The sequence below is a fragment of the uncultured Christiangramia sp. genome (assembly GCF_913046405.1).
In the GTDB taxonomy this organism is placed as follows: Bacteria; Bacteroidota; Bacteroidia; order Flavobacteriales; family Flavobacteriaceae; genus Christiangramia; species Christiangramia marina.
Window position 1 is genome coordinate 58712 of the sequence record NZ_CAJWRQ010000001.1, and the last position, 17777, is coordinate 76488.

General features: G+C 39.6%; 19 protein-coding genes and 1 pseudogene. 15 read left to right on the forward strand and 5 right to left on the reverse strand.

The genetic code is table 11. From position 1 onward, the window contains the following. Window positions 1-103: 103 nt before the first annotated feature. Together atpD and QZ620_RS00285 are read left to right on the forward strand one after the other, a co-directional pair. Window positions 104-1615: a F0F1 ATP synthase subunit beta gene (gene atpD, locus QZ620_RS00280; RefSeq protein ID WP_295177848.1), complete on the forward strand. Its 1512-nt coding sequence runs from the start codon at window positions 104-106 to the stop codon at window positions 1613-1615. A gap of 10 nt (window positions 1616-1625) precedes the next feature. Next, a complete protein-coding gene (locus QZ620_RS00285) occupies window positions 1626-1922 on the forward strand; it encodes a F0F1 ATP synthase subunit epsilon (RefSeq protein WP_295177850.1) in 297 nt (98 codons plus the stop codon). Window positions 1923-1997: 75 nt separating this feature from the next. Here QZ620_RS00285 and QZ620_RS00290 read toward each other — a convergent pair whose 3' ends face one another. From QZ620_RS00290 to QZ620_RS00305, 4 genes are read right to left on the reverse strand one after another with little or no spacing between them, the layout of a single operon-like run. Then, window positions 1998-3773 carry a PDZ domain-containing protein gene (locus tag QZ620_RS00290; protein ID WP_295177852.1) on the reverse strand — a complete coding sequence of 592 codons (1776 nt, stop codon included), beginning with the start codon at window positions 3771-3773 and terminating at the stop codon, window positions 1998-2000. A 49-nt stretch (window positions 3774-3822) separates the two neighbouring features. Next, window positions 3823-4029: a helix-turn-helix transcriptional regulator gene (locus QZ620_RS00295; protein ID WP_295177854.1), complete on the reverse strand. Its 207-nt coding sequence runs from the start codon at window positions 4027-4029 to the stop codon at window positions 3823-3825. Between the two features lie 2 nt (window positions 4030-4031). Then, the gene (locus QZ620_RS00300; protein WP_295177856.1) at window positions 4032-4583 is read right to left on the reverse strand and encodes a DUF2975 domain-containing protein; all 552 of its coding nucleotides are present in this window, start codon (window positions 4581-4583) and stop codon (window positions 4032-4034) included. Between the two features lie 11 nt (window positions 4584-4594). After that, window positions 4595-5104 (reverse strand): DUF2975 domain-containing protein, encoded by a 510-nt coding sequence (locus QZ620_RS00305; protein ID WP_295177858.1) that lies wholly within the window; start codon window positions 5102-5104, stop codon window positions 4595-4597. 221 nt (window positions 5105-5325) lie between these two features. Between QZ620_RS00305 and QZ620_RS00310 the strand changes: the two genes are divergently transcribed. From QZ620_RS00310 to mnhG, 7 genes are read left to right on the forward strand one after another with little or no spacing between them, the layout of a single operon-like run. Beyond that, window positions 5326-7674 (forward strand): putative monovalent cation/H+ antiporter subunit A, encoded by a 2349-nt coding sequence (locus QZ620_RS00310; protein ID WP_295177860.1) that lies wholly within the window; start codon window positions 5326-5328, stop codon window positions 7672-7674. A 1-nt stretch (window position 7675) separates the two neighbouring features. Next, window positions 7676-8092 (forward strand): Na+/H+ antiporter subunit B, encoded by a 417-nt coding sequence (locus QZ620_RS00315; protein WP_295177862.1) that lies wholly within the window; start codon window positions 7676-7678, stop codon window positions 8090-8092. Between the two features lies 1 nt (window position 8093). Next, window positions 8094-8447 carry a Na+/H+ antiporter subunit C gene (locus QZ620_RS00320; protein ID WP_141879020.1) on the forward strand — a complete coding sequence of 118 codons (354 nt, stop codon included), beginning with the start codon at window positions 8094-8096 and terminating at the stop codon, window positions 8445-8447. After that, complete coding sequence (locus QZ620_RS00325) at window positions 8444-9958, forward strand: proton-conducting transporter membrane subunit (protein WP_295177865.1); 1515 nt, start codon at window positions 8444-8446, stop codon at window positions 9956-9958. The genes QZ620_RS00320 and QZ620_RS00325 overlap by 4 nt, the downstream gene beginning before the upstream one ends. A 4-nt stretch (window positions 9959-9962) precedes the next feature. After that, a complete protein-coding gene (locus QZ620_RS00330; RefSeq protein WP_026913949.1) occupies window positions 9963-10439 on the forward strand; it encodes a Na+/H+ antiporter subunit E in 477 nt (158 codons plus the stop codon). Further along, the gene (locus QZ620_RS00335; RefSeq protein WP_295177868.1) at window positions 10436-10708 is read left to right on the forward strand and encodes a monovalent cation/H+ antiporter complex subunit F; all 273 of its coding nucleotides are present in this window, start codon (window positions 10436-10438) and stop codon (window positions 10706-10708) included. The genes QZ620_RS00330 and QZ620_RS00335 overlap by 4 nt, the downstream gene beginning before the upstream one ends. Then, window positions 10705-11115: a monovalent cation/H(+) antiporter subunit G gene (mnhG, locus tag QZ620_RS00340; protein WP_295177870.1), complete on the forward strand. Its 411-nt coding sequence runs from the start codon at window positions 10705-10707 to the stop codon at window positions 11113-11115. The genes QZ620_RS00335 and mnhG overlap by 4 nt, the downstream gene beginning before the upstream one ends. Window positions 11116-11122: 7 nt before the next feature. On the opposite strand, the pseudogene QZ620_RS00345 reads toward mnhG, so the two are convergent. Beyond that, window positions 11123-11566, reverse strand: a pseudogene (locus QZ620_RS00345) (MgtC/SapB family protein). A 32-nt stretch (window positions 11567-11598) separates the two neighbouring features. Here QZ620_RS00345 and QZ620_RS00350 point away from each other — a divergent pair. From QZ620_RS00350 to QZ620_RS00375, 6 genes are all read left to right on the forward strand, one after another. Next, window positions 11599-12756 carry an 8-amino-7-oxononanoate synthase gene (locus tag QZ620_RS00350; RefSeq protein WP_295177872.1) on the forward strand — a complete coding sequence of 386 codons (1158 nt, stop codon included), beginning with the start codon at window positions 11599-11601 and terminating at the stop codon, window positions 12754-12756. After that, window positions 12756-13379 (forward strand): dethiobiotin synthase, encoded by a 624-nt coding sequence (gene bioD, locus QZ620_RS00355; protein ID WP_295177873.1) that lies wholly within the window; start codon window positions 12756-12758, stop codon window positions 13377-13379. The genes QZ620_RS00350 and bioD overlap by 1 nt, the downstream gene beginning before the upstream one ends. After that, the gene (gene bioA, locus QZ620_RS00360) at window positions 13367-14659 is read left to right on the forward strand and encodes an adenosylmethionine--8-amino-7-oxononanoate transaminase (RefSeq protein WP_295177875.1); all 1293 of its coding nucleotides are present in this window, start codon (window positions 13367-13369) and stop codon (window positions 14657-14659) included. The genes bioD and bioA overlap by 13 nt, the downstream gene beginning before the upstream one ends. A 62-nt stretch (window positions 14660-14721) precedes the next feature. After that, window positions 14722-15873 (forward strand): beta-ketoacyl synthase N-terminal-like domain-containing protein, encoded by a 1152-nt coding sequence (locus tag QZ620_RS00365; protein WP_295177877.1) that lies wholly within the window; start codon window positions 14722-14724, stop codon window positions 15871-15873. 88 nt (window positions 15874-15961) lie between these two features. Further along, entirely contained in the window at window positions 15962-17053 is a 1092-nt protein-coding gene (bioB, locus tag QZ620_RS00370) for a biotin synthase BioB (RefSeq protein ID WP_295177879.1), read from the forward strand. 14 nt (window positions 17054-17067) lie between these two features. Then, on the forward strand, window positions 17068-17777 hold a 710-nt coding region (locus QZ620_RS00375; protein WP_295177882.1), incomplete at its 3' end, for a cupin-like domain-containing protein.

Consider the following 17777-nt stretch of genomic DNA (forward strand, 5'->3'; position numbering starts at 1 on the left):
TTATCTTTGCACCCTGAAAATGACCTATTTCTGATTTATCAATTTTGAAATCAAGCGAGTAGGTATTTGAATTTTACGTAATAAAATTAAAAGAATTAGATAAATGTCTAAAGTCACAGGTAAAGTTGCCCAGATTATTGGTCCTGTAGTTGACGTTGTGTTCGACTCAGAAAACGCTGAACTGCCAAAGATCTACGATTCTTTGGAAATCGCCAGAAAAGATGGTTCTACTTTAGTTCTTGAAGTACAATCACATATTGGAGAAGATACTGTAAGAACGATCTCTATGGACTCTACTGACGGTCTTAGCCGTGGTGTTGAGGTTCTTAATACCGGAAATCCTATTCAAATGCCAGTTGGTAAAGATGTTTACGGACGTCTTTTCAACGTTATTGGTGATGCGATTGACGGTCTTGGAAACTTGCCAAAAGCAGGTGTAGATGGATTGCCAATTCACCGCCAGGCGCCAAAATTTGAAGATTTATCTGTGTCTACTGAAGTTCTCTTTACTGGAATTAAAGTAATTGACCTTATCGAACCTTATTCTAAAGGTGGTAAGATTGGACTTTTTGGAGGTGCGGGAGTTGGTAAAACAGTACTTATCCAGGAATTAATTAACAATATCGCTAAAGGTCACGGTGGACTTTCTGTTTTCGCAGGAGTTGGTGAACGTACTCGTGAAGGGAATGACCTTCTTAGAGAGATGTTGGAGTCTGGAATTATCAAGTACGGTGACGATTTCATGCATTCTATGGAAGAAGGCGGATGGGATCTTCAGAAAGTAGATAAAGAAATCATGAAGGAGTCTAAGGCTACCTTCGTATTTGGACAAATGAACGAACCACCTGGAGCACGTGCGCGTGTTGCCCTTTCTGGTCTTACGATCGCGGAATATTTCCGGGATGGAGCTGGAGAAGGTCAGGGGAAAGACGTTCTTTTCTTCGTAGATAACATTTTCCGTTTTACACAGGCTGGTTCAGAGGTGTCTGCACTTCTAGGGCGTATGCCATCAGCAGTAGGATATCAGCCAACGCTAGCAACCGAGATGGGTGCCATGCAGGAGCGAATTACTTCTACTAAAAATGGATCTATTACATCTGTACAGGCGGTTTACGTACCTGCAGATGACCTTACCGATCCAGCACCGGCAACAACATTTGCCCACCTGGATGCTACAACGGTACTTTCTCGTAAGATTGCTGAGCTAGGTATTTATCCTGCAGTAGATCCTTTGGATTCTACTTCAAGGATTCTTACTCCAGATATCTTAGGAAATGAACATTATGATTGTGCACAAAGAGTGAAGGAGCTTTTACAGAGATATAAAGAGCTTCAGGATATTATCGCTATTCTTGGTATGGAAGAACTTTCCGAAGAAGATAAGCTGGCAGTATCCAGAGCAAGACGTGTTCAACGTTTCCTTTCTCAGCCATTCCACGTAGCAGAGCAGTTTACTGGTCTTAAAGGTGTGCTTGTAGATATTAAAGATACCATCAAAGGTTTCAATATGATCATGGATGGAGAGCTTGATAAGTATCCGGAAGCGGCCTTTAACCTAAAAGGAACCATAGAGGAAGCGATCGAAGCTGGTGAGAAAATGCTTGCTGAAAACTAAAATTAGTTAAATGTATTTAGAGATAGTTACTCCAGAGGCGGTAGTATTCAGAGCTAAAGTAGATGCTGTGAAAGTTCCAGGTCATGATGGTGAATTCCAGATGCTGAACAATCACGCACCTATCGTATCTGTTCTTACTGAAGGCGATGTAAAGATCGACCTTGCAGCCGGAAGCTCGAACGAGATCAAAGCTAAGGATCAGTCGGCTTTTAGAACAGAAGGAAATAATACTGAAGTTTTATTCTACACCATCAAAGGTGGAGTTCTTGAGATGAAGGATAATAAAGCGATCATTTTGGCCGACTAATATTCTCATTCTTATATAAATTAAAAGCCTTTCATTTCTGAAAGGCTTTTTTTATGAGTATTTCTGAACTTGTAGTTATTTGGATTCCAGCCAGTTCTTTCGGTTCTTAAATTGTTCTTTCGAAGCATTTTCAGATAACGTGATCTTGTATTCAGGGTCTGTTGAGAGTTCTACGGAAGTAGTTTCAGTCTTTCCAAATCTCTGGTACTCGAGCTTTATCTTTTTACCTTCAGCAGTTCCGGCTATCACTTTTTTCATTGCCTCTGAAGTATGTACTGGAGTTCCATTTACTGAGGTGATCAAATCTCCTTCGTCCAGGCCAGCTTTATAGGCAGGACTTCCTATTACGGTATTCCGACTAATTTCCAGGCCATTCTCCGTTTCCCGGAAACTAGCTCCAAAATGATTCTTTTTGCTGTCCTGGGTGATGCTCGCACCTACATGATCGAACAATTTTCTATAATCTGGTTTTTCAGCAGATCGTATATGTTTTGCGAAGAAATTATCTGAGAATTCTTTGCCCGCATATGCTGTAAGTGTATTTTCGATATCCTCTGTATCGTAAGCAACTTCATTTTTGCCATATTTCTGCCACATCATTTTCATAAACTCATCGAGATTCAGACCTTTTTCTCTTAAAGAAAGATCAAGTGCAATACCAAGGATACTTCCGTAGGAATAATAAGAGATAAAAGTGTTTTCACGATTTACAGGATCTACAGATTTTGCGGCATCTACAAAAGGTGCCTGCATGCTCATCTCCATAGGATTAAAATAGCGGGTGGCAGGAGAATTCCAGACATAATTAAAAGTTCCGGAAAGCCCTTCGATATATTCTTTTTCTGAAGTGATGCCTGCACGATGCAGGATCAATCCGGTATAATAACTTGTAAAACCTTCAGCAAACCATAAGTTTCGACTCATATTTACTTCAGAAAAACTGAAGGGTTCCAGATCCGCCGGGCGAATACGTTCCACATTCCATCCATGAAAAAATTCATGAGCAACGGTGCCAATATTGCCTTTCATTCCACCATCTGTCAGAGCATCAGTTTTTGTGAGAATCGTACTGTTACGATGTTCCATTCCGTCGCCACTGGCGTTTGGCATATAGCAAGCCAGGAAAGTATATCTCCCATAATCATAATCTGGTAATTCGCCGAAAACGGCTGCTTCCTGTTCTACGATCGCTTTGACCTGCTCAAAATATTGATCAAGTTCAGCTTCAGTTCCCTGGTGATGCAGAACAAATTCGATCTTCTGACCATCATGCTCGAAACTTCTGATTTGATGATCGCTGATCTCTATCGGGCTATCCATAAAATAATACAGATCTGGCGCCCTAAAAGTATTTTCATTGATCTTTTCAAGCTGTGTAGCGATCTTCCAGTCTGGTTGATCCCGAAGATCGATCTGTAATTCAATATCACGATCTTTTAATTCTTCAGAATACATAAAGGATGCTGGGATATTTAAATGAGCATGGCTGGCATCAACCTGTGAATAGGTGCCATCTCCGCGATTCGCGTAAAGTATATATTTTATGGTAACAGTGCCATCTGTATTCTTGATCGTCCAGGAATAAGGATCTTCTCTAGTAATTTCTAATTCATTTCCCGCACCATTGAGAGCTTTGAAGCCGTACACATTTTTAGCAAATTCATGCAGGGCGTATCTACCAGGAGAAGTACGGCTCATTCGTACGGTGAGTTCCTGTGATTTTATCTTCGGAAATGTTACTTCTATTTTTGCTTCATGATGAACAGCATTGTTAAATGTAATTTTATAAGTGTTTACCTGTGAAGTCGCTGCCATGGAAGTTAACAGCAGTAACAATAATAATGATCGCATAAATTGAAATTTTAGGTAGCTAAATTTAAGAGAATAAGTCGGAAGTTTTCTAATCTGGCAAATATTCGAGAATATCCCCGGGTTGGCAATCCAGAGCCTGGCAAATAGCTTCAAGTGTGGAAAACCGAACAGCTTTGGCTTTACCAGTTTTAAGGATAGACAGGTTTGCAGTGGTGATGCCAACCATTTCAGCCAGTTCATTGCTTTTCATGTCTCTTTCTTCCAGAATCCGATCCAGATTTATGATAATGGCCATTCTTAAACGGTTAGTTTGTTCTCTTCCATCAATTGATTTCCCTCTTTAAAAATTTCAGCAAAGATAAAAGCCAATAGAGCAATGATTAGAAAATCAAAATCAATATGAAAACCACTTACGTGATAATCGCCAAAAACCCACATGGTAATCCATGATAGTCCGGAAATAATAAGACAATAAATTCCTATCCTATGGAATGCCTGCACATTGGTGGTTTTAAAAGTTTCCAGATTTAAAACATCTTGAAATTGTTTTATTGCCAGATACATGAGAAGAATTATTCCTGCAAATCTTAGATAATTGAAGTATAGCGATGAAGTGTTCCAATCGGTCATATAGATAACATCCTCTTCTGAAAGTTCTTCTCCTATTACTTTCTGGAATTTTATAGAATTGCCTTTTATCGGTTTGTCTGCATGCCAGCCATTATAAAAATCGCGATCAACTTGAAAGTGGATAAAAACAATCGTGAGAATAACTAAGACAAGAATGAAAGCTCCGTTAATTAACTGACAGAGAAAAGCTGCGGTTTTAAGTAGGCTATTTTTACTCATGATATTTATAATTAGATAGTAAGGTCACTGTCATTTTTAAGTTGGTAGGCTTTTTCAAATATCTTACTTAGCACAATAAAGAATGCTCCAATGGCAATGAAGAGCCAGAAAGTAGATATTTCGAGTTTTAGTTCGAGTCTTGATCGAAAGATGATTCTCATAAAAAAGGAGCCAAAGCTATCGATAATGCTGAGCCAGATAATTAATTTTCCTAATAAGTTGAACCCGGCGATCTGGTATTTAGTGAAGAATTTATTGTTCTGAAAACTGGCTACAATTTTCAATAATAACCAGACGATCAGGCTTATTCCCAAATACAGCAGCATACTGTATAGAAACTGAACTACAGCAGTAGTGTTCGATGTAATCGGGAAGAGCAATTCAATGTCTGTATTGAGATCGTACGTATTGAAGAAACCGTAAGTAATCGCAAATCCCAGTGAAACTAATGCTGTAAATAGAGATAGTGCTAGGCTAACGTAAAGTAAGCCTTTAAGAATTTTAATCGAATCATTCTTCATAATTATCGTTTTACGATAACAAACATATACTAAATTATCGAATATCAATAAATTAATTCGTAAATATTTCTAAGGGCTTGCTGTTATTGATAGAAAATTGAGAGTGAATTAAATAGAGCGTAATTAATGTAGAAATCACGTTTATCTCCAGGATTATTGATTGCGCTAAAACTATTCTTCAATAATAACTATTATATTTGCGACAAACAGATTTACTAAGTATGCTTACCGCAATTCTTACAGGATTTATATTTTCTATTCTCTTGGTTTTTGTAGGGAAGTTTTTTAAAGGTAAGCTCTCGATACTAGCTTCCGTAGTACCACTTGGGCTCTTTTTATATTTTTTCCAGTTTATAGCTCCTATAGCAGATGGTGAAGTAATTACGAGGTCCTTTCAATGGATTCCATCTTTTGGAGTAGATCTTGATTTTAAGCTGGACGGCTTGTCATTGCTGTTTTCTTTAATGATCACGGGGATTGGTTTCCTTGTTTTTGCATATACCTCTTCTTACTTAAAAGGGCACGAGTACCTGGATAGATTTTATGGATATCTAGCTGCGTTCATGGGCGCCATGCTTGGACTGGTGCTGTCTGATAACATGATCACTTTGTTTGTGTTCTGGGAACTTACCAGTATAAGTTCTTTCTTTCTGATCGGCTTCAATAATACAAATCCGGCTTCCCGAAAATCGGCAATGACCGCTTTGGGTATTACCGGAATAGGAGGGTTGTTGCTTCTTGCTTCAGCCTTATTACTTAATAATATTACGGGTACCTACAGTATTTCTGAAATGCTGAGTATGAGTGAAGCTATTCGTGGAAACGAATTTTATGCAGTTGCTGTTTTATTGTTATTTGGTGCAGCTTTCACAAAATCGGCTCAATTCCCATTTCACTTCTGGTTGCCTGGAGCGATGAAAGCTCCAACACCCGTGTCTACTTACCTGCATTCTGCCACCATGGTGAAAGCGGGAATCTATTTATTAATGCGTTTTACTCCTATTCTTGGAGGTGAAAATATCTGGAATTACACGCTGATCATTGTTGGGGGAATTACTATGCTATATTCTGCGATCCATACCTTGTTCAGAACAGATCTTAAAGGGATCCTGGCCTATTCAACAATTTCGGCTTTAGGTATTCTGGTGTTTTTAATTGGTCTGGGGACCGAAGAAGCATTCCTGGCTGCAGCAGTATTTATAATTGTTCATGCGTTATACAAAGCCACTTTATTCCTGGTAACGGGAATTATAGATCACCAAACACATACCCGTGATGTCACCAGACTTGCGGGACTTAATAAAATCATGCTTCCGGTTGGGATTGCCGGGATACTGGCAGCAATTTCCAGTGCCGGGATTCCTCCAACGATAGGTTTTATTGGAAAGGAACTTACCTACGAAGCTACGTATCATTCAGAAACGATTATCATCATTTCGATGATTGCAATAGTGCTAACTAAGATTCTCCTATTATATGCAGGTTTTGTGGCGGGAATCAAGCCTTTCACAGGGAAACTGCCCGAAGAACACAAAAATGTGAAAGCTCCGGGTCCAATCATGTGGATTCCACCGGTATTGCTTGCAACCTTAGGTCTGATTTTTGGAATTGCTCCATTTCTAATTGAGGGTGCCTTGATCAAACCTGTAGTGACGGCTCTTGGTGGTGATGCTTCTGAAATTCATCTGGCATTATGGCACGGATTTAATCTTATTTTTATCCTTAGTTTGATCACAATTGGCGTTGGAACTACTTTATATTTTATAATAAAGCCTTCAGAAAAACTAGTGGCAGTTGCAGCTAGATATAACAAGATTTCTCCTGAAAATATTCTGAATCTTATCAATAAAGGTTTTGTGCAATTCTCTAATTTCTGGACGAATTTCTTTCAGAATGGATACTTGAGAAACTACATTTCTATCATTATCCTCTTTCTGGTTGTAATAGTTGGATATATCATGATTGGAAATACTCGTTTTGTGATCGATTATAATTCGTTATCTAAGATTACTGTCTATGAGATCACCACTACTTTGATCCTGATTGCGGGAATTTTCTATACTGTTTTTACTGAATCCCGTCTGGCAGCGGTCGCAGCTATGGGTGTGGTTGGTCTTTCGATTTGTTTGATCTTCGTATTTTACTCGGCACCCGATCTGGCCATGACCCAGTTCTCGATTGATACACTTACGGTGATCCTGTTCGTTCTGGTATTATATAAATTACCGAAGTATTTGAAGCTTTCAGACTATAAAACGCGTGTGAGGGATGGGGTGCTATCCAGTGTATTCGGTTTGATCATTACGGTTCTGGCGCTGGAAGTACTTTCTGAACCTGTATCTAAGCAGGTTGGAGAGTTCTACGCTGCAAACTCATATGTTGAAGCTCACGGAAAAAATGTGGTGAACGTTATTCTGGTTGACTTCAGGGGTGCAGATACACTAATTGAAGTTTCAGTATTATCCATAGCAGCAGTAGGAGTATTCGGCTTGATGAAATTAAGACTTAAGATGAGGGATAGAAAACGATATGCAGATACAACTCTAAAACAAGAAAATAAGGAACAATAATATGCGAACAACCATCATATTAAAAACAGCTTCTAATTACCTTTTACCGGTATTGTTGGTGTTTTCGATTTTTATCCTTCTCCGCGGCCATTACCTGCCAGGAGGTGGATTTGTAGGCGGTCTTATCGCATCTATAGCTTTTATATTGCATTCATTTGCCAACGGACTAGAAAAAACCAAAGAGCTTTTAATCGTGCATCCGGGATTTTTATTACCGGTAGGACTCGCTATTTCTTTTATGGCCGGTCTGGCTCCAGTGATATTTTTTGATATGCCATTCATGACCGGACTCTGGTCACATGATACAGTTGCTATTCTAGGTAGCGTAGGATCTGCACTATTTTTTGATATTGGTGTTTACCTCGTGGTAAATGGAGTAACTCTTACAATAATCTTTACAATTTCTGAATCGGCCTGATATGGAGATACTTTTAGCATTAATGGTAGGTATTCTATACGGCACTGGTATTTATATGATGCTTCGCCGAAGTATGGTGAAACTTATTATAGGGATTATATTGCTTGGTAATGGTGCGAACCTGCTTATTTTTCTCCTCGGAAGAATAACCAAAGGAGCTCCGCCAATTATACCCGGGGATTCCAAGGTTTTCGTAGAAGCCTTTGCAGATCCTGTGCCGCAGGCATTGATCCTCACTGCCATTGTGATTAGTTTTGGATTGCAATCTTTTGCCATCGTTCTGGTTAAGAGGGCGCATACCGTAGTTAGAACTGATGATTTGGACGAAATGAACGCAACCGACGAAGATTCATGACACAGCAACTAATTTTATATCCACTTTTCTTACAGATGGCCATCAGTATCATTCTGATGTTTGGCTGGTCCAGGATTCGTTTTCAGAAGATCTTTAGCATCTTTGGGAGTACGCTGAGTGTTATTCTGGCGATCGTGCTCTTCAACTATATCTGGCAAAATGGGACTCAAACTATTCAGGCCGGAAACTGGGAAGCTCCCTTCGGAATTACCTTTGTTGCAGATTCTTTGGCAGCTACATTAGTATTACTAACGGCAATATCAGGATTGGCAGTTTCAATATTTTCAGCAGGTTCAGTATTAAGAGACCGGCTAAGGTTTGGCTATTTCCCCATATTTCATTTCCTGCTATTAGGTTTGAACGGAGCTTTTTTAACTGGAGATATTTTCAACCTCTATGTGTGGTTTGAGATCATTATCATTAGTTCGTTCGTGCTTATTACCATAGGTGGTGAAAAGGCTCAGCTCGAAGGTGCAGTAAAATATTTCACGCTCAACATCCTGGCTTCCATGATCTTCCTAACGGCGATTGCTGTACTTTACGGTATTACCGGAAGCTTGAATATGGCCGATCTTGCAGGTCAGGTTGCTGCTGTGGAAAATCGCGGACTCGTGCAAATCACTGCCGTATTATTCTTGATAGGTTTCGGCATCAAGGCAGGAGTTTTTCCGCTGTATTTCTGGTTGCCAGCTTCGTATCATACACCTCCATTCGCCGTATCCGCTATCTTCGGAGGATTATTGACCAAAGTAGGTGTCTATGCCTTAATAAGGGTGTTTACGCTAATATTCGTCAACGAACCCTTTCTAAATAATATTATCATGGTCATCGCCATACTTACTTTAGTGAGTGGTGGAATTGGAGCATTGGTTCAGAATAACATGAGGAAAGTGTTTTCATATCTCATCATCTGTCATATTGGTTATATGATCGCGGGGATCGGGATGTTTACAGAAATTGCTATTGCAGGTGCGATCTTCTACCTTATTCATGATATTATCGTTAAAACCAATCTTTTCATGCTAAGCGGGGTGGTCTATAGAATCACAGGAACTAACAGCATGCGGGATCTTGGAGGTATTTACGCTAAATACCCGAAGATAAGTTTATTGCTATTTATCCCATTGTTTTCACTGGTTGGGATTCCGCCACTATCTGGTTTCTGGCCAAAGATCAATCTTATTAAAGCTGGATTCTTCGGAGAAAATTATATTACTGTGGCGGCAATAATTTTCGCAAGTTTTATCACACTGGTGATCATCGCGAAAATGTGGGCTGAAGTGTTCTGGAAAGATGCTAAGGAAATGCCGGAAAGAAAATATTTTGGATATTATCATAAGATGACCAATCTAAAACGCTCTCAATTTATCGTGCCAGTAGCTATGCTTAGTATTGTATCTTTGTATATTGGTTTCGGAGCTGAACATATTCAGGAGCTTTCTGCAAGAATTGCTGACGAACTGGTGAATAGTGAAGGATACATTGAGGCAGTTTTAAAGACGAAGAATTAAGAAAATGAAGAATAAATTTCTTTCAAACATATTACTAACGTTCGTATGGGTTGCCCTTACGGGTGATTTTTCATTCGAAAACTATCTGTTTGGATTTTTTCTGAATTTTCATATTCTCTGGCTTATTACTGTAGGTAGAAAACGAACTCGTTATTTTCTTATAGTTCCGAAGATCATATTGTTATTACTGAATTTTCTTTATGAGCTTGTAAAAGCAAACATCGAGGTTGCTTATGAAGTGATCACACCCAGACTGAATGTGACACCGGGAATAATCATGGTGCCGCTGGATGTTAAAAGTGATATTGGGATTACCGTTCTCGCGAATATGATATCCCTAACACCGGGAACTTTGAGCATAGATGTATCTAATGATAAAAAGGTTCTTTTTGTGCATGCAATGTACCTGAAGGATAGAGAGAAATTCATTCGTGGAATCAAGGATGGATTTGAACGTAGAATTTTGGAAGTGCTATCATGACGTTAGTAGAATATTTACATTATATCATATTACCCGTGCTGGTGATCTCTGCAGTATTAATACTCTGGAGATTTATCAAAGGTCCAAGCATTGCAGATAAGATTGTATCGCTCGACCTTCTTATTACCACAGGGATCGGGATCATTGCGATATACAGTATAATTTATAGTCAGTCAACTTTAATGGATACAGCCCTTATTCTTGCATTGATAGCTTTTTTAAGTACCGTAGCACTTTCATATTATCTAGAAAAACGTAAAAGGAAATGATCGATATCATTATAGCCGCCATAGCGACACTGGGAGCCCTTTTCGTTCTGTTAGCAGCGATCGGGATCGTTCGTATGCCAGATACCTACCTGCGTATTTCTGTAACGACCAAAGCGGCCACCCTGGGTGTTGGCCTCTTGTTACTTAGTTCCACCATATTCTTTAATAATGCAGATGTAACTTCACAGGCATTTGTCATTATTATGTTCCTGTTCTTAACGGCTCCTGTAAGTGCACACCTTATTGGCCGGGCTTCTTATTTCATCGGAGTTAAACTCTGGGATAAGTCGGTAATGGATGAATTGCAGGGTAAATATCAAAAGAACACTCATATCTTAAAAAGTAAGGTGGACGATACTCCCGAAGATAACGTGGATCACAGCAAAATGGATGACGCCGATAAGTAATTAGCAGTTAATCCTTTTTCTCCTCATCCCATTCATTCTTTTTGATCATTTCGTGTTCAACATAGCCAAAAACGAGGTTGATAATTAGAATAAGTCCGCTAATAATTCCTAACTCTGTATACATTCCAAAACCAGCAAGACACCCGGTAGCAGCACTACACCAGACTGTAGCTGCAGTGGTAAGACCCTGAATTTTCCTCTTCTTTTCCAGAATAGTTCCTGCGCCAATAAATCCAATACCAACAACGATCTGGCCAAGTACCCGGGTGATATCTACCGACCCTTCGTTTTGAAACCTTTAAGCCATTAATATAAAGATCGCAGAGCCAAGTGCCACCAGAGCGTTGGTTTTCAATCCTGCACCTTTGCCCTGGATTTCCCGTTCATAGCCAATTACCAGTCCGGCGATTTTTGCAAGTACGACTCTAAGAGCAAATAGTTCCCAGTTCATATTTTATAAAATTCATTGCTTAAGTTTGTCATATGCAAAAGCTACCGTTAAAATGCGAGAAAAGACTTGAAAAAAGGAAATATGACAATTCCTTTAGAAGTCTTCCTTCAGAAATTGAAGGGGTAGATTTTTTTTCTAATGATTATCTTGGTTTTTCTTCTTCGGAAGTTGTTAGAAATAGGACTTCGGAAATAATGGATGTGCAAGCTTATAAAAATGGAGCTACCGGATCCAGACTTCTTTCTGGTAATCATCCATTATTCAGTAAAGCTGAAAAAATGATAGCTGATTTTCATGATGCTGAATCTGCTCTTATTTTCAATTCTGGTTACGATGCCAATCTGGGTTTTTTTTCCGCAGTACCGCAGAAGGGTGATATTATATTCTATGATGAGTTAAGTCACGCTTCTATCCGGGATGGTATTAGAATGAGCCTGGCGAAATCTTATAGATTTACTCATAACAGTCTGCAGGATCTTGATTCCAAACTGCGAAAATATGATAGTTCATCTAACGATTTTCAGCTCTATATAGTGACCGAATCTGTATTCTCTATGGACGGTGATATTCCAGATCTCGAAGGGCTGACTAAACTTTCCAAGAAGTATAATGCTTTGCTGGTTATAGACGAGGCTCATGCTACCGGCGTATTTGGAAAAAATGGTGTTGGTTTGGTACAGCAACTTGGTCTCGAAGAAAATGTATTTGCCAGAATTCAAACCTTCGGGAAGGCAATTGGAAGTCATGGTGCAGCTATCTTGGGAAGTGATCAGCTAAGAAATTACTTGATCAATTTTGCAAGAAGCTTTATATATACCACCGCGCTATCACCGCATACCCTTGCTACTATTATTACAGTATATGAAAATCTACAATTGGATGTTGAGAACTTTACAAGACTACGTGCAAACATCAATTTCTTCAAAGCTGAACTTGATAGGAACGCGCTTACTAAAAGATTTATAAACAGCGATTCTGCTATACAAAGCTGCATCTTGCCAGGGAATGAACGGGTTAAATCAATTGCTTTGCATTTACAGGAAAATGGCTTTGTGGTAAAACCCATATTATCGCCTACGGTTCCTTTGGGACAGGAAAGATTAAGATTTTGTCTGCATGCCTATAATTCGAAGCAAGAAATTTCGGAGGTCTTGGAAAGGCTGGCTAACTTTGTGCAAAAATCAAATTAATGCCTGCTCATTATTTTATTACCGGAATTAGCACAGATGTTGGGAAGAGCATCGCAGCTGCAATGATCACTGAAGCTCTGGAAGCCGATTACTGGAAGCCTGTACAGGCAGGTGATCTTGATAATTCAGATACTCACAAGGTTGAGCGTTTGGTTAGTAACTCCAGGACGACTTTTCACAAGAATAGCTATGCTTTGAATAGTCCCGTGAGTCCGCATGCTGCTGCTGAAATTGATTCAATAAATATCGATCTAAAGAAGATCAAAAGACCTAAAACCAATCGCGATCTCGTCATTGAAGGAGCTGGTGGATTGCTTGTGCCTTTAAATAACAAAAGCACAATTCTGGATCTTATTCAACCGGATGATTGCGTTATTCTGGTTTCCAGGCATTATTTGGGAAGTATAAATCATACTTTGTTAAGTATTGAAATGCTGAAATCACGCGGAATAGAAAATATTAAGATCATTTTTAGCGGGGATGAGCATCAAAGTACTGAACAGGCGATCCAGGATCATAGTGGCATTGAAGTACTGGGAAGAATAGAGCAGGAGCCATACTTTGATAAAAATGTAGTACTGGAATATGCTGAAAAATGGAAGGAGAAATTATGCAAGAAGTAGAAATTACATCAAATCTTAAAGAAAGAGACAGCAAACATTTATGGCATCCGCTTACACAGCATAAAGTATCTTCAGAAATGCTGCCAATTTCAAAAGCCAGCGGCGTCATACTTACTGATGATGAAGGTCGTGAGTATATAGACGGAATCTCATCCTGGTACACTGCAGTATATGGACATTGCAATCCCTATATCACAAACAAGGTCGCTACGCAGATGCAGAATCTGGATCAGGTGGTTTTCAGCGGATTCACACACGAGCCGGCCATAGAGCTGTCTGAAGCATTGATAAAAATATTACCTGAAGGGCAGCAGAAACTGTTTTTCAACGATAATGGCTCCACAGCGACCGAGATCGGGATTAAAATGGCTTTGCAATATCATCATAACCTTGGAAATGATCGAAAAGTAATGCTGGCTTTTGAAAATGGATTCCATGGAGATACGTTTGGCGCAATGTCAGTCTCCGGACTCTCAGTTTACAATGGAGCTTTTGAAGATCATTTTATACGTGTAGAACGTATTCCGGTTCCAGATGGAACGAACAATATTGAAATTCTTGATCAATTAGAATCTATACTCAATAAGGAAAACATCGCTGGATTTATATATGAACCTTTAATTCAGGGCGCTGCAGCAATGAAGTTCCACGACGCTGAAGGATTGAATGCAATATTGAAACTTTGTCGTCAACATGAAGTTCTTCTGGTAGCAGATGAGGTGATGACCGGTTTTGGTAAAACAGGAACTTATTTTGCTTCAGATCATATCGAGGAAAAGCCAGATGTGATCTGCATGTCCAAAGCTCTTACGGCAGGCTTGCTGCCTATGGGGCTAACCTCCTGTAATCAAAAGGTCTATGATGCCTTCTATTCAGATGAAATTGCGAAAGGTCTTTTTCACGGGCATACCTATACCGCGAATCCACTTGCGTGTACAGCGGCTCTGGCAGGGATAGAATTACTGACTTCCGAAGAAATTAAGCAGAACATTCACAGGATTTCTGAAAGTAATAAGCAGTTCGTTCGTGAATTGAAGCAAAAACAGCAAGTTCTCAACGCTCGCTCTATGGGTGTTATCCTCGCTTTTGAACTGAATGTGGAAATGGAGCGCTACGGGAATTTGAGAAACAGACTTTTCAGGTTTTTTATGGAGAATGGGCTGTTTTTACGTCCGCTTGGGAATACGATCTATATCGTGCCGCCTTATGTTACTTCTGAAGAGCAGATTAAAAAGATCTATAAATTACTTCAGGAATGTATAGATCAATTTCAAGCGTAAATTAACGCTTGATAAGCTTTCCAAAACGACTATCCATATTATTTTTGCTTTAAAATAAGTCCTTGAAAAATCCAATTTCCATAGACGCGATCGCCAGTATTTCACCATTAGGAAGTTCTGCGGAAGAGATCTGGAATAATTATCTGCAAGACTCCCATCATTTTAGTAAAATAACAACGACTGAAAAATCCTGGTGGGCAGGAGAATTACCGGAAGATATTAACAATCAATTACTGGAGCTTCAGCAGGAAGACTCCAGGTATCGCCATCTGGACCGTTCAGTTTTAATGGCAATTCTCACCGGTCGAAAACTAAAAAATGAACCGGGTTATGATAATAGCAATTCCGGCTTGAACATTGGAAGCAGCCGTGGCGCAACAGAACTTTTTGAGAAGTATCATAAAGAATTTATAGAGACCGGAAAGGCATCTACCTATAGTTCTCCAACTACCACTTTGGGAAATATTTCCTCCTGGACTGCGCAGGATCTGCAACTGGAAGGTCCGGAGTTTTCTCATAGTATTACCTGTTCTACAGGAATGCATTCTATTTTGAATGCGATCGCCTGGTTGGAAAGTGGAATGCGAGAAAACTTTATTGCCGGCGGTAGCGAAGCACCCCTTACAGGTTTTACGCTTGCACAAATGGATGCCATGAAGATCTATGCACAAAGTGATGATGAATATCCATGTCGATCGCTGGACATGGAAAAACAAAAGAATAGTATGATCTTAAGTGAGGCTGCGGGATTATTGTGTTTAAGTAAAAACCCTTCAGAAAAATCGATAGCTGTTATTCGTGGAATTGGTTATGCCAATGAAGAATTAAAGCACGGTGCGTCGTTATCGAGGGAAGGTTTCTGTCTTCAGAAGAGTATGAAAATGGCAATTAAAGACACTTCTGAAGAAATTGATGCGATTGTAATGCATGCTCCTGGAACCATTGGTGGAGATCTGGCTGAAGTAAATGCGGTGAAAGCAATTTTTGGCATTGATCAACCAGCGATAACTTCCAACAAATGGAAGACCGGTCATAGTTTTGCTACTTCCGGAATTCTAAATATACAAATGGCGATATTAATGATTCAGCATCAGCAATTTATAGCTGTTCCCTTTTCAAAATTTCAGAAGAAACCCAGGCAATTAAAAAACATTCTGGTGAATTCTGTCGGTTTTGGCGGGAATGCGGTTTCCCTGCTAATTTCTGCAAATTGATATTGTTAGAAATCGCGTTCATAAAACTTATTGCAGCTTTACCCTTTAAAGCTTAGTTTTCTTTATTTTTGAATACAAATCGAATTACATGGCACTTAAACACGACTGGACGAAGGAAGAGATCCTCGATATATATAACAAACCATTTATGGATCTGCTGTACGAAGCTGCAAGCATTCACCGCGAGCATCATGATCCAAATACAGTACAGGTTTCAACCTTGCTTTCAATAAAAACCGGCGGTTGTCCTGAAGATTGCGGATACTGTCCACAAGCGGCCCGTTATCATACAGATCTTGAAGGGAATGACCTTATGAGTGTAAACCAGGTGAAAGCCCAGGCGTTGCGCGCTAAAGCTTCTGGAAGTTCCAGAGTTTGTATGGGTGCAGCCTGGAGAAACGTAAAAGATGGGGAAGAGTTTGACAATGTTCTGGAAATGGTAAGAAGTATCAATAAACTTGATATGGAGGTTTGCTGTACACTGGGAATGCTTACTGAAAACCAGGCAGCAAGATTAGCAGAAGCCGGACTTTATGCTTACAATCATAATTTAGATACATCAGAAGATTACTATAAAGAAGTAATTTCTACCCGTGGTTTTGATGATAGACTTGCTACGATTGATAATGTTCGTAAAACGAATGTGACCGTTTGTAGTGGTGGGATCATTGGAATGGGAGAAAGTCCTGCCGACCGTGCAGGAATGCTGGTTGCGTTGGCAACGCTTAATCCACAGCCGGAATCTGTTCCAATCAATGCGCTTGTTCCAGTAGAAGGAACTCCAATGGAAGAACAGGAACCAGTGCCTATCTGGGATATGATCAGGATGGTGGCAACCACCAGGATCGTAATGCCAGAAACACAGGTGAGACTTTCTGCTGGAAGAACTCAGATGAGCAGAGAGGGACAGGCAATGTGCTTTTTTGCCGGAGCAAATTCCATTTTTGCCGGAGATAAATTGCTTACAACTCCAAATCCGGATGTAAATGAGGATATGGAAATGTTTAAAATGCTTGGGTTAAATCCGCAAAAACCTTTCGTTAAGAAATCTCAGCCTGAAAGTGTTGCAGCTGAAAATTCTCAATTTCAGAGTCAGAATGAGAAACCAAAATGGTCCCGACCAGGACACAAGATCGAGCGAAATCTTGAAGCTCAGCAAAAGGCAAAAACGAAAGTTTAATTAACGAATATCTATTGAAACTGGATCTCCAAAATATTCCCAGGCGAAGCAATCTTTCAAAAGAAGATTTTCACCGGGAATATTTTGAACCCAGAACGCCGGTTATTATTGAGGATCTTAGCCAGGATTGGCCTGCTCGTAAAAAATGGAATTTCGATTATTTCAAAGAGAAAGCGGGAGAAATAATCGTTCCCTTGTATGACGGCAAACCCGCCAGCGGTCGTTCTAATTCTCATGGTCCTGCTCGAAAAATACCTTTTAAAGATTATATAGATATCCTACAAGATGGTCCTTCAGATCTTAGGATGTTCTTCTTCAATTTACTTCAGAACTGCCCTGATCTTATTAATGATTTTAAGTATCCGGAACTGGGAATCAAATTCTTCAAGAAGCTTCCTGTATTATTTGTTGGAGGAGAAGGTTCTAAGGTTGTTATGCATTACGACATGGATCTGGCTAATAATTTCCATTTCAACTTTGCGGGTAGAAAGCGCATTATCCTGTATCCGCCAGATCAAACAGGTTTATTATACAAGGTGCCTTATTCCATAGTAAGTATGGAGATCATTGATATGGATGATCCAGATCTGCAAAAATATCCTGCTTTAGCAAAAGCCAGAGGTTTTGAATGTACTCTAGAAGACGGAGACGCTCTTTATATTCCCAGTCACTGGTGGCACTGGGTGAAATATGAAACTCCAAGCCTTTCACTTACGCTTAGATC

Bases quoted from the DNA above. Each gene is read 5' to 3' on its own strand.
- QZ620_RS00325 (WP_295177865.1), top strand. From the start codon at position 8,444: ATGACACAGCAACTAATTTTATATCCACTTTTCTTACAGATGGCCATC.
- QZ620_RS00310 (WP_295177860.1), top strand. From the start codon at position 5,326: ATGCTTACCGCAATTCTTACAGGATTTATATTTTCTATTCTCTTGGTT.
- QZ620_RS00320 (WP_141879020.1), top strand. From the start codon at position 8,094: ATGGAGATACTTTTAGCATTAATGGTAGGTATTCTATACGGCACTGGT.
- atpD (WP_295177848.1), top strand. From the start codon at position 104: ATGTCTAAAGTCACAGGTAAAGTTGCCCAGATTATTGGTCCTGTAGTT.
- bioB (WP_295177879.1), top strand. From the start codon at position 15,962: ATGGCACTTAAACACGACTGGACGAAGGAAGAGATCCTCGATATATAT.
- QZ620_RS00315 (WP_295177862.1), top strand. From the start codon at position 7,676: ATGCGAACAACCATCATATTAAAAACAGCTTCTAATTACCTTTTACCG.
- QZ620_RS00350 (WP_295177872.1), top strand. From the start codon at position 11,599: ATGCAAAAGCTACCGTTAAAATGCGAGAAAAGACTTGAAAAAAGGAAA.
- QZ620_RS00295 (WP_295177854.1), bottom strand. From the start codon at position 4,029: ATGGCCATTATCATAAATCTGGATCGGATTCTGGAAGAAAGAGACATG.
- QZ620_RS00290 (WP_295177852.1), bottom strand. From the start codon at position 3,773: ATGCGATCATTATTATTGTTACTGCTGTTAACTTCCATGGCAGCGACT.
- QZ620_RS00330 (WP_026913949.1), top strand. From the start codon at position 9,963: ATGAAGAATAAATTTCTTTCAAACATATTACTAACGTTCGTATGGGTT.
- QZ620_RS00285 (WP_295177850.1), top strand. From the start codon at position 1,626: ATGTATTTAGAGATAGTTACTCCAGAGGCGGTAGTATTCAGAGCTAAA.
- mnhG (WP_295177870.1), top strand. From the start codon at position 10,705: ATGATCGATATCATTATAGCCGCCATAGCGACACTGGGAGCCCTTTTC.
- QZ620_RS00300 (WP_295177856.1), bottom strand. From the start codon at position 4,583: ATGAGTAAAAATAGCCTACTTAAAACCGCAGCTTTTCTCTGTCAGTTA.
- QZ620_RS00305 (WP_295177858.1), bottom strand. From the start codon at position 5,104: ATGAAGAATGATTCGATTAAAATTCTTAAAGGCTTACTTTACGTTAGC.
- bioA (WP_295177875.1), top strand. From the start codon at position 13,367: ATGCAAGAAGTAGAAATTACATCAAATCTTAAAGAAAGAGACAGCAAA.
- bioD (WP_295177873.1), top strand. From the start codon at position 12,756: ATGCCTGCTCATTATTTTATTACCGGAATTAGCACAGATGTTGGGAAG.
- QZ620_RS00335 (WP_295177868.1), top strand. From the start codon at position 10,436: ATGACGTTAGTAGAATATTTACATTATATCATATTACCCGTGCTGGTG.